The sequence below is a fragment of the Paracoccus sp. R86501 genome, assembly GCF_042466435.1.
Taxonomy (GTDB): Bacteria; Pseudomonadota; Alphaproteobacteria; order Rhodobacterales; family Rhodobacteraceae; genus Paracoccus.
This window is the reverse complement of sequence record NZ_JAXHPZ010000001.1, coordinates 656,339-671,407: the sequence shown is the minus strand read 5'-3', so window position 1 is coordinate 671,407 and position 15,069 is coordinate 656,339. Positions and strand designations below refer to the sequence as shown.

At 61.4% G+C, this 15,069-nt stretch carries 13 protein-coding genes and 1 tRNA gene; 7 read left to right on the top strand and 7 right to left on the bottom strand.

The window, feature by feature from the left end:
• The first annotated feature begins 6 nt into the window (after positions 1–6).
• Both SJY40_RS03380 and SJY40_RS03375 read left to right on the top strand, forming a co-directional pair.
• Positions 7–675, top strand: a complete 669-nt coding sequence (locus SJY40_RS03380) for a DUF2848 domain-containing protein (protein ID WP_378942736.1) — start codon at positions 7–9, stop codon at positions 673–675.
• Positions 672–1,931 (top strand): amidase, encoded by a 1,260-nt coding sequence (locus tag SJY40_RS03375; RefSeq protein WP_378942734.1) that lies wholly within the window; start codon positions 672–674, stop codon positions 1,929–1,931. Before SJY40_RS03380 ends, SJY40_RS03375 begins: the two co-directional genes overlap by 4 nt.
• A 126-nt stretch (positions 1,932–2,057) precedes the next feature.
• Here SJY40_RS03375 and SJY40_RS03370 read toward each other — a convergent pair.
• The 5 genes from SJY40_RS03370 to phaC all read right to left on the bottom strand — a co-directional run bounded on the left by SJY40_RS03370 (position 2,058) and on the right by phaC (position 7,233).
• Positions 2,058–3,144 (bottom strand): IS3 family transposase gene (locus tag SJY40_RS03370; RefSeq protein WP_378942731.1). Its coding sequence is split into 2 segments (ribosomal slippage): positions 2,058–2,883 and positions 2,882–3,144, totalling 1,089 coding nucleotides; the frame shifts between segments, so codons are not numbered across the junction.
• A gap of 812 nt (positions 3,145–3,956) precedes the next feature.
• Positions 3,957–4,046: transfer RNA gene (locus SJY40_RS03365), tRNA-Ser, on the bottom strand.
• A 46-nt stretch (positions 4,047–4,092) separates the two neighbouring features.
• Complete coding sequence (gene phaR, locus SJY40_RS03360) at positions 4,093–4,665, bottom strand: polyhydroxyalkanoate synthesis repressor PhaR (protein ID WP_378942729.1); 573 nt, start codon at positions 4,663–4,665, stop codon at positions 4,093–4,095.
• A 141-nt stretch (positions 4,666–4,806) separates the two neighbouring features.
• Entirely contained in the window at positions 4,807–5,259 is a 453-nt protein-coding gene (locus SJY40_RS03355; protein ID WP_378942727.1) for a Phasin, read from the bottom strand.
• A gap of 189 nt (positions 5,260–5,448) precedes the next feature.
• Positions 5,449–7,233, bottom strand: coding sequence for a class I poly(R)-hydroxyalkanoic acid synthase (phaC, locus tag SJY40_RS03350; RefSeq protein ID WP_378948266.1), 1,785 nt, complete (start codon positions 7,231–7,233; stop codon positions 5,449–5,451).
• Positions 7,234–7,690: 457 nt separating this feature from the next.
• Here phaC and phaZ point away from each other — a divergent pair, with 457 nt between their 5' ends.
• Positions 7,691–9,022, top strand: coding sequence for a polyhydroxyalkanoate depolymerase (gene phaZ / locus SJY40_RS03345; RefSeq protein ID WP_378948263.1), 1,332 nt, complete (start codon positions 7,691–7,693; stop codon positions 9,020–9,022).
• 72 nt (positions 9,023–9,094) lie between these two features.
• On the top strand, positions 9,095–9,577 hold the full coding sequence (locus tag SJY40_RS03340; RefSeq protein ID WP_378942725.1) for a pyridoxamine 5'-phosphate oxidase family protein: 483 nt from the start codon (positions 9,095–9,097) through the stop codon (positions 9,575–9,577).
• On the opposite strand, the gene SJY40_RS03335 is transcribed toward SJY40_RS03340, so the two are convergent.
• Together SJY40_RS03335 and SJY40_RS03330 are read right to left on the bottom strand one after the other, a co-directional pair.
• Positions 9,578–10,324 (bottom strand): alpha/beta fold hydrolase, encoded by a 747-nt coding sequence (locus SJY40_RS03335; protein ID WP_378942723.1) that lies wholly within the window; start codon positions 10,322–10,324, stop codon positions 9,578–9,580.
• Positions 10,324–11,604, bottom strand: a complete 1,281-nt coding sequence (locus SJY40_RS03330) for an MFS transporter (protein ID WP_378942720.1) — start codon at positions 11,602–11,604, stop codon at positions 10,324–10,326. The genes SJY40_RS03335 and SJY40_RS03330 overlap by 1 nt, the downstream gene beginning before the upstream one ends.
• A 122-nt stretch (positions 11,605–11,726) precedes the next feature.
• Here SJY40_RS03330 and thrS point away from each other — a divergent pair, with 122 nt between their 5' ends.
• From thrS to SJY40_RS03315, 3 genes are all read left to right on the top strand, one after another.
• The gene (gene thrS / locus SJY40_RS03325) at positions 11,727–13,673 is read left to right on the top strand and encodes a threonine--tRNA ligase (protein WP_378942718.1); all 1,947 of its coding nucleotides are present in this window, start codon (positions 11,727–11,729) and stop codon (positions 13,671–13,673) included.
• A gap of 206 nt (positions 13,674–13,879) precedes the next feature.
• Positions 13,880–14,086, top strand: coding sequence for a cold-shock protein (locus SJY40_RS03320; protein ID WP_378948260.1), 207 nt, complete (start codon positions 13,880–13,882; stop codon positions 14,084–14,086).
• Between the two features lie 325 nt (positions 14,087–14,411).
• The gene (locus tag SJY40_RS03315; RefSeq protein WP_378942716.1) at positions 14,412–15,038 is read left to right on the top strand and encodes a DsbA family oxidoreductase; all 627 of its coding nucleotides are present in this window, start codon (positions 14,412–14,414) and stop codon (positions 15,036–15,038) included.
• The last annotated feature ends 31 nt before the right edge of the window (positions 15,039–15,069 follow it).

Genomic DNA, 15,069 nt, shown 5'->3' with positions numbered 1-15,069 from the left:
TGAACCATGCGTTTTATCTGCAATGGTCAATGGCTGGAACTTGAACTGGCACATCTGGTTGTCGCTGGCTGGACCGGTCGCGACGAAGCGGGCATCCGCCACCACATCGAAGAACTTGCTGCAATCGGCGTCAAGCCGCCCTCGGCCACCCCATTGTATTATCGGGTATCGGGCGGTCTGCTGACCTCAGCTGCCCGTATCGAGGTTGTTGGCAACGGCAGCTCGGGCGAGGTTGAACCGCTGATCATTCAGGCGGGCGGCAAGCGGTGGTTGGGCCTTGGCTCGGACCACACCGACCGCACGCTGGAGGCGCATTCAGTCGCGCTGTCCAAACAGGTTTGCGCCAAGCCCTGTGCCACTGAACTGTGGGACTGGGACACGGTTGCCGACCGTCTGGACCAGATCGTGTTGGAAAGCTGGATCTTCGAGGACGGCGCATGGCTGCCCTATCAGCAAGGCACTTTGGCCGGCATCCGTCCGCTGACCGATCTGATCACAGGATCGGAATTGGACCGCCTGTCGAATGATGGCGCTGTGGCCATGATGTGCGGCACGTTCGGCGCCAAGGGCGGTGTGCGTCCGGCTGCACAATTCCGCATGACGATGACCGATCCCGCCAGTGGGCGGCGTATCGTCCATGAATACACCACCACCGAATTGTCCGAGGTCGCATGAGCCCGTTTCTGACCCGCGTCGAGGGCACGATTGAACGCGTTGCAGCGCTGCCCGACACACAGCGCCGCGCAATCTTTACCGAATTCAGCCCCGATCGCATCCGCGCCGAGGCGAAACGCCAGCAGGCCCGACATGATGCGGGCGAAAATCTGCCGCTGTTCGGCATGCTGATCTCGGTCAAGGATCTGTTCGACGAGGCGGGCCAGATCACCAGCGCCGGTTCGCGCTTGTTGGCAGATCAACCAGCGGGGGAAGTGGATGCAGTTACCGTTGCACGACTTCGTCAGGCAGGTGCATTGATGTTCGGAAGAACCTCGATGTCTGAATTTGCCTATTCCGGCGTCGGACTAAACCCGCACCATGGCACACCATCAAGTGCGCTGGTCGATGGCGTTATACCGGGGGGCTCAAGTTCGGGCGGTGCCGTTGCTGTCGCGCTTGGACTGACGGACGCTGCAATCGGCACTGATACCGGCGGGTCGTTGCGCATTCCAGCGGCGGCCAACGGCATTTGGGGGATAAAACCCAGCCAAGGCCTGATCGACGACCAAGGCGTGCACCCCCTTGCGCCCAGCTATGACACGCCGGGCCCGATGGCGCGTGATCGTCAGACCGTGATGGCGGTGCTGGACGTGATGGCGGGCCAAACCGTCAACGCAGATATTCAGGGACCATGCACGTTTGCCGTTCCAGAAGGCGGTTTTGTCAACGGCCTTTCACCGCAGGTTCAGGCGCTTTTTGCTGAACGTCAGCAGCGCCTGCGCGCCTTGGGTCATCAGCTGCAGCCAGTCAACGCATCCCGCATCGGCGCCGCCGTCGGCCTGAACCGCATCATTGTTTCGGTCGAAGCGCATAATCTATACGCCAGCCGCCTGACCGAATTACAGGCAATCGGCGATCCACGAGTTCTGGCACGGATCAAATTCGCTGAAACTTTGTCGGCGGATCAAATCACTGACGCCTATGCGGCCCGTGCCGAAATATGTCAGCATTTTGACGATCTGATGCAGTGCTTTGATGCAATGCTGGCCCCGACGCTACAAATATTGCCGCCGACGATTGCCGAAGTCGAGGCCGACTTTGATCGCCTAAATGCCGCGATGTTGCGCAATACGTCTTTGGTCAATCTGGTGGATGGCTGTGCAATCGCCCTGCCTTCGTCCGCGGGCAGTTGGTCAATGACAATGCTTGTCGGCCGTAAAGGAACCGATGCATCAGTTCTCGGTATTAGCGGACTTCCGGGAATGACTGATTAAAAAGTAGTAGCCTAGTATCACAGAGAATGCTTGGTCAATTGATCAGGCGTTTCTTAAAATGATTTCCATTCCGACCATCGCCTGACGGGTAATCCCCCCATTTTTACGGGGGCTTGGTCGTAGAATTTACGCGGCCATCTTCAGTTTCTGGGCGGGTGTCATCCCGCCATTGCCCATGTTGGGGCGTTCGTGGTTGTAGGACCAGAGCCACTCGGTGGCAATCTGCTGAACCTCCTCAATGCTTTCGAAAATGTACAGATCCAGCCATTCGTGTCTGACCGTTCGATTGTAGCGCTCGACATAGGCGTTCTGCTGGGGCTTGCCGGGCTGGATGTGGGCCAAGGTGATGCCCCTGTTCTCAGCCCATTCCATGAGGGTGCCGCTGATATATTCCGGGCCGTTATCGACTCGAATTGTTCCAGGAGCACCGCGCCATTCGATAATTTGATTAAGGGCCCGGACGACGCGTTCGGCGGGCAGAGAGAAGTCGATCTCGATGCCCAGGCCCTCGCGGTTGAAATCGTCCAGGACATTCAGCAGCCGAAACTGGCGACCGTCGCCGAGGCGATCCGCCATGAAATCCATCGACCAGACCTCGTTCGGTGCGTCCGGCACAGCAAGCTCGTCCGGTTTGTCCCGCTTCAACCGTTTGCGCGGCTTGATCCTGAGGTTCAACTCCAGTTCGCGGTAGATCCGGTAGACTCGCTTATGGTTCCAGCCATGACCTTGGACATTCCTCATGTACAGGAAGCATAGGCCGAAGCCCCAGGTCTTCTTCGCTGCTGTCAGCCCCAGCAGCAGAGCCGCGATCTGCTCATTCTCGTCATCGAGCTTCGGGCTGTATCGGTAGCAGGTCTCGCTGACATCAAACGCCCGGCACGCCAGCGCGATGCTGACGCCTTTCATCGCCACCGTTTTCACGGCCAGCTCTCGGCGTTGAGTTGGCCGGACATTTTTTTCCGAGCGCTTCCTTCAGCAGGTCGTTCTGCATGCTGACATCCGCATACATGCGCTTCAGCCGCCGGTTCTCCTCGGCCATCACCTTCATCTCGGAAATCAGGCTCGCATCCATGCCGCCATACTTCGCGCGCCATTTGTACAGCGTGGCGCTGCTAATGCCATGTTCGCGGCAAAGTTCGGCAGCTGGAACGCCGCCTTCCATCTGTCGTAGCACGCCCATGATCTGGGCTTCTGTGAAACGTGTCTTCTTCATTGGAATCTCCTCGTTCATCCTGCCGAGAAAATTCTACTTCCGCATCCCCTTAAGATCGGGGGGGATTACCGCGAGACTGTGAGCTTCCGGAGTTCGCCCTCGGCGTTGGTAGGGCGCGTACCAAACCTTGAACCGTTTGAGTATCCGCAATGAGCGGTGCCGCAGCGGCGATGCTGCACCGCCATAAAAGGGCTTTCCGGACTACAGGTCGACCACGGCGTCGGTGTTGCTGCAACGCGAATGAACGACCGCTTGCATGTCATGGGCATGATCCTTGCTGCATCATTTACAGGCCGCTTTCCGCCCGTTCTGTCGCCAGAAACACCCCGCTGTCACTCGATATACTGAGCGTCCGCTTTCAGCTGATGCCGCAAATGCCACGCCGCACTGCCGTAAGGCCGCTCTCCGCCCTTCGCGTCGTCGCTGGTTTAGTGTCGATCCCTTACTTTCCATGCAGACTGCATTTCGGCAGGATTCGCCGGTGTAGGCTGCGATCATCCCTATCAAAGGGGCCGCTCCGCCATATCTCGGAGGTATACTAAGCGGATGCGGTTCGACCAGAGATCCTTAGTCTTAGAAGACCCTCATATTCAACGCCAAAGAATAGCTAGAAAAGATCGCATATTTTGAGTTCATTGCGAGCTGACCACCGTTCCGACGCAGTCATAAGCTTTAGAGAAATGCGGTCGCTAGAGAACAAAGTGAAGCCTACCTGGGGCGGGACACGTGAAGATGTCCCGTCCCATAACCCCTGAATATAACGAAAAAATCCGGCGGGAGCCGGACTTGGAGACAGGTTAGTTTCTGGCATTTGGCGGAGCGAGAGGGATTCGAACCCTCGAGACGGTTCCCCGCCTACACACTTTCCAGGCGTGCGCCTTCGACCACTCGGCCACCGCTCCGTGGAATGGGGTCTAGCCTGTGATGCGGCGATCCGCAAGCCTGATATCAGAGCTTGGAGACACGGTTTTGCAGCTCGGCCAACTGGCGTCGGATTTCGGCCATGTCCTGCGCATCGTCGGGGGCCTGGGCAGGCTTGTCCGATGGGTCGTCTTCGGGTTCGGGACCCGATGCACCGCCGCGCCAACCGCCCATCATCGTCTTGAGGAACATCTGCTGCTGGCGCTGCAACGCTTCGAATCCCGGCATCGAGGACATAGGATTCGGGATCGCCGACATGTTCTCCATGACCTTGGACTGGCCATCACGCAGCATTTCGAAGCTGGCAGCCAGGAACTGGGGGACGACGGATTGTGCGTTGGTCGTATAGCTGCGGACCAGATCCGTCAACACGTCCAAGGGCAGCACGCTTTCGCCGCGGCTTTCGTGTTCCGCGATGATCTGCAGCATGTATTGGCGGGTCAGATCATCACCGGATTTCAGATCGACGATCTTCACCTCGCGGCCTTCGCGGATGAAGGCGGCGATGTCTTCGAGTGTCACATAATCGCTGGTCTCGGTGTTATACAGGCGACGGCTTGCGTAACGTTTGATCAGCAGGGGCGCAGATGATGCGGCCATCAGGGCTTCCTTGGGGTCGTTTCACCCATGATGAAAGCTGCACATGCAAAAGGCAAAGGAAAAAGCCCCGGACGGGCCGCCATGCCGCATATGAAAAAGGGCAGCCGAAGCTGCCCCTTCAGATCACGTCGGATCGTCAGATCACTTTGCGGTGGCGCTGGTGGCCTTCTTGGCGGCTGCCTGCGTGTCGCGGGTCGCCTTTTCGGCGACCTTCTGGGCGTCCGATGCCATGTCCTTGCCGGCGGTCAGCATCAGGTTGACGGTGTCCATCTGAACCTTCTTGGCGACTTCGGCATAGGCGGCCATATGCTCGGCGGCCATTTCGGCCGACGAGGATGCGAAATCGCTCATGGCCTTGGCGTAATCGGCGGGCTCTTCCTTTTTCGAGGTCATCTCACCCATGCGGGCGATCGAATCCTTGGCCCACTGCGCCGAGATCTCGGTCGAGCGTTCGGCGGCGGTCAGCGCGACCTTGGTCAGCTTTTCGCCCAGCATGCTGTGGGACTTCATCGCGTCCTGCATCGAGCTGGTATCGATCGGAAAGTTCGCCATCATGTCCTGCATCGTCTTCGCAAAATCGGGGGTCTTGGCCATAACGTATACTCCTGTAACTGCGACGACAGAGAGACTTGGATAGGGAACAATCGTCGCTTCTATTCCGTGGCCCCAATATGCATGCTGCAGTGCAGCATTTCAAGAGTTTTATTCTGCGACGCAGCACAATCGGGGCGTAATCGGCAGCTGGGCATAACCCATTGATCCGCCGTCACGCCCCTGCCACGTTCAGCCGGCACGTTCATGGACATAGCTGCCCGGCGCCGGTTCCAGCCCTTCGTCGGGTGTCCGTGCATCGACCATTCGCCCCGCCCTTTCGGCCAGCCATTCGCCCCAACGCGGCCACCAGCTGCCTTCGTGGAAGCTGGCCGATTCCCGCCATGCTTCATGGCCGCTGCCGAAATCGTCGTCGCTGACGTAATGGCCGTATTTCTTCTTGGAGGGCGGGTTCACGATGCCCGCGATATGGCCCGATTGCGACAGGATGAAGGTCCGGTCGCGGGTGCCCATGGCCGCCACACCGCGCCAGCAATCCTTCCACGGCGCGATGTGGTCGGTTTCGCAGGCGATGGCGCAAAGCGGCACCTTGACGTCCGACAGGTGCAGACGCTGGCCCATGACCTCGAAGCCTTCGCCCGCAAAGGCGTTCTGCTGGCACAGGCCGTGCAGGTATTGCATTGCCATGCGCCCCGGCAGGTTGGTGCTGTCGCCATTCCAGAACAGCAGGTCGAAGGCCGGCGGCGCTTCGCCCATCATATAGCTGCGGATCGCCGGTCCCCAGACCAGATCATTGGCACGCAGGAAGCTCATGGTGCGCGACATCAGATGGGCGCGCAGCAATCCGTGGCGCTTGACCTCTTCGGCGATGCCCGAGACGAAATCGTTCTGCAGGAAGCTGGTGAACTCTCCCTGATCCGAAAAATCCGTCAGCGTCGTGAACAGGGTGGCCGAATTGACCCGCGTGTCGCCGCGCTTTTCCAACAGCGCCAGCGTCAGCGACAGCGTCGTCCCCGCGATGCAGTATCCGACCGCGTTCAACTGCTTTTCGCCGGTCAGGTCGCGGACCTTGTCCATCGCCTCTAGGTAGGCCGCGATGTAATCCTCCATGCCGGTTTCGGACAGTTCGGGGCCGGGGTTCTTCCAACTGACGATGAACAGGGTATGCCCCTGTTCCAGCAGCCAGCGGATCATGCTGTTCTGCGGCTTGAGGTCCAGGATGTAGAACTTGTTGATCCAGGGCGGGAAGATGATCAGCGGAAGCGCATGGACCTTGTCGGTCGTGGGCGCATATTGGATCAGCTCGTACAAGGGTGCGCGGTGAACGACCGTGCCGGGGGCGGTGCCGATGTTGTCGCCGACGGCAAATGCCTTGCGATCGGCCAGCGACACGACCATTTCGCCGCCGTTCATCTCGACGTCGCGGACCAGGTTCTCAAGGCCGCGGACAAGGCTTTCCCCCTCGGTCTCGATGGCCTTTTCCAGCGCATCGGGGTTGGTCGCCAAGAAATTCGTCGGCGCCATCATGTTGACGATCTGGTTGGTCAGCCAATCGACACGGCGGCGGGCGACCTTATCGGGCAGTTCCAGTTCGCTTGCGGCGTCGCGCAGGGCGCGGGCGTTGGTCTGGTACTGCTTCTTGATCAGGTTGAAATAGGGGTGACTTTTCCACAGCGGGTTCGAGAACCGCCGGTCGCCGGTATCCTCATCCTCGGGGACGGACAGCGGTCCCTTGACCAGCGCCCGCTGCGCGCGGGAATAATTCGTCAGTGTTTCGGCCCAGTACGACACCTGCGTTTCCAGCATGCGCGTGGGATGTTCGGTCAGCGTCTTCATGAAGGCGCTGGTGGCGGTCATGAACAGATCCGCACCCGGCCCTTCGACACCGGGATTGGGCAGGCTGCGCGACCCGAAGGCCTGCATCAGGCGCTGTCCCAGCCCCTCGATCCGCTCGATGTTCTCGGCCAGCTTCTGCGCGGTCGGGCCATGGCCCATATCGGCCATGCGCGACAGCATGCGCGCAGCCTCCTGCTGGCTGTCATGGATGTCCTGCACGGGATCGGCCGCCTTGTCGGCAGTTGCCTGTTCCTTTGGCACATCGACCTTGGGTGCCGCCTTGGCCGAGGGCTTGCGCACCCTGCTGCGGGGGGTGGCCGACGGGTCCTTCTTCGCGGCAGTTTTTCGCTGCACTGCAGCATCTTGCGACGGCTTTTCGGTTGCCGCATCCGCCGTCGTGACCTTGCTGCGCGATTTGCCGCTGGTTGGCTTCTTGCGCCCTGCCCCGGTAACTTCTTTGTCGGAATTCCTTGGCTGGCTTGCCATATGAAACATTCCCCCCTAATAATATTGGAATGATACGCGCAGGGCAGGCAAGGCGTAAACCCGGCTTGTGACCGAAATTCGGCACGCCTCGATCGCGAAAATACTGATGCCGCAGCGCAGCAAGATGGTGGATGACATGCCGGTCAAGGGTATCAAGGGCATCGTGTCCTATGACGCGATGGAGACGATCAGGAATACGAACGAATGGCTGGGTGCCACGGCGCGCGCGATGGGGTCCTATCCGGCTTTCGCGCTGGTGCCGAACCCGGCGTTCCACCTGCTCAGCGCATGGGGCCGCGTCACCGAGCGCAGCTTCAGCCGCATGGTGCTGAAACCCGATTGGGAAATTCCCAGCATCGTCGGCGAAGAAGGTCAGGACCACATCGTCTATGTCGAACCCGAGGTGAAGCGCGCCTTTGGCGATCTGATCCACTTCCGCGTCGCACGCCGCGAACCCATGCCGCGCAAGGTGCTGCTGGTCGCGCCGATGTCGGGCCATTACGCGACGCTGATGCGGTCAACGGTCATCTCGCTGCTGCCCGACTGCGAGGTTTACGTCACAGATTGGCACAACGCCCGCGACATTCCGGTCAGCGAGGGCAAGTTCGACGTCGAGGATTACACCAGCTATCTGGTCGATTTCATCAAGCATCTCGGCCCCGACACCAATGTCATCGCCGTCTGCCAGCCCGCCCCCTTGGCGCTGGCCGCGACCGCGATTCTGGCCGCCGAAAACCCAAAGGCCCAGCCCCGCACGCTGACCCTGATCGGCGGTCCCGTCGATCCCGACGCCGCCGCGACCGAGGTGACCGATTTCGGCAACCGCATCACCATGGGCGAGCTGGAGCATCTGCTCATCCAATCCGTCGGCTTCAAATATCGCGGCGCGGGCCGGATGGTCTATCCGGGGCTGGCGCAGCTTAGCAGCTTCATCGCGATGAACGCCGAATCCCATTCGCGCGCCTTCATCAACCAGATCTTCGCAGAAGCCCGTGGCACCGCATCCGAGGCCGACAAGCACAACAAGTTCTATGACGAATATCTGGCCGTGATGGACATGACGGCCGAGTTCTATCTGTCAACGGTCGAACGCGTCTTCAAGAACCTGGAAATCGCGCAGAACCGGTTCACCGTCAACGGCACGCCGGTCAACATCAGCAAGATCACCGATGTCGCCGTGATGACGGTCGAAGGCGGCAATGACGACATCTCGGCGCCCGGGCAATGCGTCGCGGCGCTGGACCTGTGCAGCGGCGTTCCCTCCGAAAAGAAGGTCCAGCATCTGGAACCGGGCGCGGGCCATTATGGCATCTTTGCCGGCAAGTCATGGCGCTTGAACATCCGCCCGCTGGTTCTGGACTTCATCGATGAAAACGCCGCCCTGCCGGATTCGATCAAGCCCAAGCGTCGCCGCAAGGAAGGCGCCAAGAACCCCGATTGCGGCATCGTCAACTCCATGGACGACGGCAAGATCGCCGTCTGAGGTCGGCGGAACCGCAGGTCGCGCGCGTCGTTATCCCCCGATGGTCGCATCATGCGGCCAAGGGGGATTTCCATGACCGACCATGACACCCACGCCGACCAGTTCTGGGGCCGGCTCGACGATGTGAACGCAGGCATGCTGGGCACCACCGAGGATCCTCGGCTGGTGCCCATGTCGCATTATGCCGATCGTGATCAATCCACGCTTTGGTTCATTGGCGCCAAGGGTACCGATCTGGCCGAAACGCTGGCAGGCGGGCCCAAGGACGCCATTCATGTCGTCACCGATGCCGGCAAGGGCATCTATGCCCGCATCCATGGCAGCCTGTCGCTGTCGGATGATCGCACCAAGCTGGACGAGATCTGGAACGCCATCGCCTCCAGCTGGTTCGAGGGCGGCAAGGACGATCCCGACGTGCAGCTGATGCGGCTGACCCTGTCCGAGGCCGAGGTCTGGGCCACGGACGGCAGCATCGGCTTCCTGTTCCAGATCGCCAAGTCCAAGGTCACCGGCGACAAGCCCGACATGGGCGAACATTACACCCTGCCGTTCTGATTACGACCCGATCGGCAGCGCGCTGATCGTATCGGTGACCAGATCCAGACATTCGGGCGTCGAAAAGCGATGATCGGCGCCCTTCACCATCGTCAGCCGCAGGTCCGGCGATGTCGCATGCTCCATCAGGTCCAGCGCCCATTGAATCGGCACATCGGTATCGGCCGTCCCCTGCAGCAGACGCACCGGGAAGGGCAGGTCCAGAGGCTGGTTCAGAACCTGCTGTTCGCGACCGTCCTCGATCAGGCGGCGGGTGATGACATAGGGCTGATCGGCGTAATCACTTGGCAGCTCCAGCCTAGCGTCCCGCATCAAGGTCTGGCGCTGTTCCTCAGAAAAGCCGGGCCAGAAGCCACGCTCGGTGAAATCGGGGGCGGCGGCGATGGTCACCAGACCCGCTACGCGTTCGGGCATCCGGCGCGCGAACAGCAGGCTGATCCAACCGCCCATCGACGATCCGACCAGCACCTGCGGTCCCGTCGTTAGGGTGGCGATGACCTGTATGGCATCCTCGGCCCAATCGCCGATGCAGCCATCTTCGAAGGCCTCGCTGCTGTCGCCATGGCCTGAATAATCAAAGCGCATGAAGGCGCGGCCCTGCGCGCGGGCCCATTCCTCCAGATGTACGGCCTTGGTGCCGGTCATGTCGGACTTAAACCCGCCCAGAAACACGATGCCGGGCCCCTGCCCCGTTGTCTGTCTGTAAGCAATCCGCCGACCCGAGGGCGTATCAAGATAGTCGTTCATCAGCCAACCTCGTCCAATCCAAAGGCGACCCATGCGCCGGCAACCGAGGCCAACGCAAAGACCGCAATGACCCACAGCGCGCCCAAAGTCGCCAGTGCCGCCGATGCAGCACCCGCCACCAGGATCACCACCCCGACGATCAGGTTCGACACTGCAGTATAGGCCGCGCGCTGATCGTCGGGCGCCATGTTGACCAGATAGGTCGAGCGCCCCTGCCTGACGCCGTGATAGGCGATCATCAGGCCGAACAAAACCACCGCGATGGCAATCGCATGCCCCGCCAGACCAGCGACGCTCAGCCCGATGGCCAATGCAAGCGCGACAGCGGCCGCAACCCCCGACCAGATCAGCACCCGCCGCGCCGAGCGGTCGGCCATCCGGCCCCAGACCCAGGACGACACCAGCGATGCCAATGCCGAGGCCAGCACCAGCAGTCCCAGCTGCCTGTCGTCCGCATCCTGCCCCGCTGCCAGCACCAGAAGGAATGGCGGCGCCAGTGCAGTGCCCACCAGCAGCGACCGGGCCACGACAAAGCGCGCCAACTGCCCGTCGCGCCGCAGCAGCTTCAACTGCGCCAAGGATTCGCGCAGGCCAAGCGCACCCGTTTTGGGCTCGGCGGCCTCGTCCAGCGTGGCAAGGATCGCGCCGCCCGCAATCCAGGCCGCGCCTGCCAGCAGGATCGCGCCGACGACCAGAGGCGCGCGATCCACCGGTCCCCACAACAATAACAGCGCGAAGATGATGACGCCCGCTGCTCCGATGCTGCTGGCAAGCCCGGTGGCCGATCCGCGCCGTGATTTGCCGACCGTCTTGCCAAGGATGTCCTTGTAGGATGCCGAACAGGCCGACCGCGCCAGCGCCAGAACCGCCAACAGTCCGACAATCGCCAGCCCTGCCGCCGCCCCCTGCATGGTCAGCGCCACGCCCGCGATGCCAAGCGCGGCCAGACCCTGCAGGATGCTGCCCGCCGCCCAGACCCATTTGCGGCGCGGCAGCGCGCCGATGGCCCCCGCGGTGAACAGTTGCGGCAACAGCGATCCCGCCTCGCGGACGGGGACCAGCAGGCCGATAAAGACCGACCCCGCGCCCAGGTGCGTCAACAGCCACGACAGGACCAGTTTCGCATCCACCAGCCCATCGCCCAGCTTGGACCCCGACAGCGCCGCGATGTGGCGCAGGAAGTTGCGCGGCTCGGACTTGCGCTGCCTGTCGTCCAGCCCGCCATCGGTTTGGGGGTCGTCGACCAGCGCCTCGAACAGCTGTTCCTCGATATCTCTCATCCGGTCATCCTGATTGCTGCCAGCACTTATCTTGACAGTTTTTGCACGGGGGTCCATTCCTGCGGCCTTAACATAACCCGCAACCGGGCGTTCCGTGGGCGCCAAACCGACGAGGAGGACCTATGTCCCAGATTTCCCTCACCTTCCCCGATGGCAATTCGCGCGAATATCAGGCAGGCGTCACCGCCGCCCAAGTGGCCGAAAGCATCGCCCCCAGCCTTGCCAAACGCGCCATCAGCGCCAGCCTTGATGGCCAGCACATCGACCTTGCGTGGCCGATCATGGCCAGCGGCCAGATCGCCATCCATTCGATGAAGGATGAGGAACAGGCGCTGGAACTGATCCGCCACGATTTCGCGCATGTCATGGCCCGCGCCGTGCAGTCGATCTGGCCCGATGTCAAAGTCACCATCGGTCCGGTCCGCGACTATGGCTGGTTCTATGACTTCGACCGCGCCGAACCCTTCACGCCCGAAGATCTGGCCGTGATCGAGGCCGAGATGAAGAAGATCATCGGCGCCCGTGATCCTGTCCGCACCGAGGTCTGGGACCGCGACAGCGCCATCGCGCATTACAAGGCCGCGAACGAGCCCTTCAAGCTGGAGCTGATCGACCGCATCCCCGAAGATCAGGATCTGCGGATGTATTGGCATGGCGACTGGCAGGATCTGTGCCGCGGCCCGCACCTGCAGAACACCGGCCAGCTGCCGGCGGACGCTTTCAAGCTGACCCATATCGCGGGTGCATACTGGCTGGGTGATGCGACGCGCCCGCAGTTGCAGCGCATCTATGGCGTCGCCTTCCGCAATCGCGACGACCTGAAAGCCCATATGACCATGCTGGAGGAGGCCGCAAAACGCGACCACCGCAAGCTGGGCCGCGAGATGGACCTGTTCCACATGCAGGAGGAGGCCCCCGGCCAGATCTTCTGGCACGCGAACGGCTGGAACATCTATACCACGCTGCAGGATTACATGCGCCGCAAGCAACGCGCCGATGGCTATGTCGAGGTGAACACCCCGCAGGTCGTCAGCCGCAAGCTGTGGGAAGAATCCGGCCATTGGGAAAACTATCAGGACAATATGTTCATCGTCGAAGTCGATGAGGAACATGCCAAGACCAAGACCATCAACGCGCTGAAGCCGATGAACTGCCCGTGCCACGTGCAGATCTTCAACCACGGCCTGAAATCCTATCGCGACCTGCCGCTGCGCATGGCCGAATTCGGGTCGTGTAACCGGTATGAACCCTCGGGCGCGCTGCACGGCATTATGCGGGTGCGCGGTTTTACGCAGGATGACGCGCATATCTTCTGCACCGAAGATCAGATCGAGGCCGAAACCAAGAAGTTCATCGACTTTCTGGCGGGTATCTATGCCGATCTGGGCTTCACCGGCTGGCGGATCAAGCTGTCCACGCGCCCTGAAAAGCGCATCGGTTCGGATGAAAGCTGGGATCGGGTCGAGGCGGCCTTGGGCAATGCCTGTCAGGCGGCGGGCTATGACTACACCATCTTCCCCGGCGAAGGCGCCTTCTATGGCCCCAAGCTGGAATTCGTGCTGACCGACGCCATCGGTCGCGACTGGCAATGCGGCACCTTGCAGGTCGATCCCAACCTGCCGGAACGTCTGGACGCAGAATATGTCGGTCAGGACGGGCACAAGCACCGCCCGATCATGCTGCACCGCGCGGTTCTGGGCAGCTTCGAACGATTCATCGGCATCCTGATCGAAAGCCATGCGGGCAAGCTGCCCTTCTGGCTGGCTCCGCGTCAGGTCGTCGTCGCCTCGATCGTGTCGGACGCCGATGACTACGTCCATGAGGTCGTCACGGCACTGCGCGCCGCAGGCATCCGCGCCGAGGCCGACATTCGCAATGAAAAGATCAACTACAAGGTCCGCGAACATTCGGTCGGCAAGGTCCCCGCGATCATGGCCATCGGCATGAAAGAGGTCGAGGATCGCACCGTTTCCCTGCGTCGCCTTGATGCCCAAGGCAGTCGCACCCTGCCCTTGGCAGAGGTGATCCAGATGCTGACGACCGAGGCGACCGCCCCCGACCTGCGCTGAAACGGCCAGATGTCGCCCAAGCTTCACGCGCAGGCCACCGCCTGCGCGTAAAACAGACTTGCCTTTTAATTCGATTCGGTCATCCTTTGATCTGCGTGAGCAAGAGACTTTCTACCGCTCCCTTTACGGGCAGCCGGAAGACCGAAAGCGGGCTGCACGGCCTGGCGCAATCCCTGCGCCGGGATGACTTGAAGGAGAGAACGGTTATGGCGACCGGAACGGTTAAGTGGTTCAACGCCACCAAAGGCTTTGGCTTTATTGCACCTGATGATGGCGACAAGGACGTCTTCGTCCATATCTCGGCCGTGGAACGTGCCGGGCTGACGGGCCTGCAGGACAACCAAAAGGTCAGCTACGAATTGCAGTCGGGCCGTGATGGCCGTGCATCGGCAAGCGATCTGCAGCTGCTTTAAGACGCGTTCGTCGCGTGACTTGACGGCCCGTTCGCACGGGCCGTTTTTATTTGGCCAAAAGGCTGACCCAAGTATTCCAGAGCCATGGCCTTCGCAGTTGCCACAGGCTGCTTTCACTGCAGCCCCGGCAGGCCAAAGCACATCCTGCCGTCATCGGCGATATCCCTGCGGCGTGCCGCTGGCCGATGCGCAGGCTCTGGCCCGCGACAGGTCGGCGCGTTACAAGCAGCCCCGCGAATTCGTCGGTGGTGCCGCATCAGCTCCGCACCCCGACCGGCAAGATCAACCGCCGCGCTTTGCGCGACGCCCACTGCAAGGATCGATCATGACCCGCCTTGATATTTTCGCCGACCCTGTCTGCCCCTGGTGCCTGATCGGCAAGCTGGAGCTGGACGCGGCATTGGTGAACCGCCCCGACCATCCGTTCACGATCATCTGGCACCCGTTCCGCCTGAACCCGCAGATGCCCAGGCAGGGGATGGATCGCGCCGAATATCTGACCGCCAAGCTGGGTGAGAACGCGCAGGCTGCCGAACAGGCCGTGGCCGATCGTGCCGCTGCATTGGGCGTGACGCTGAACCCCGCGACGCGCGAACCCGACACCACCGATGCCCACCGCCTGATGCATTGGGCGGGTCTTGAAGGATGTCAGGACGCCGTCATGACCGGTCTGCTGCGCGCCCATTGGCTGGAGGCCGAGGACATCGGCGACCCCGAGACCCTGACCCGCATCGCCGCCGGTGCTGGCATGGATATCGCGTCAACCGCCCGGCTGCTGGCCAGCGACGCCGACCGGGATGAGATCAACAGCCGCGAATCCCATGCCCGTCAGCGGGGCATCAATTCCGTCCCCACCTTTGTCGTGGCCGACACCCATGCGGTCAGCGGTGCCCAGCCTGCAACCCTGTGGGAAGGCGTCATCGATGAATTGACGGGACAGACGCCGCTGTAAAACTTGCATAGTCTGCAAAACGGGGTTATCT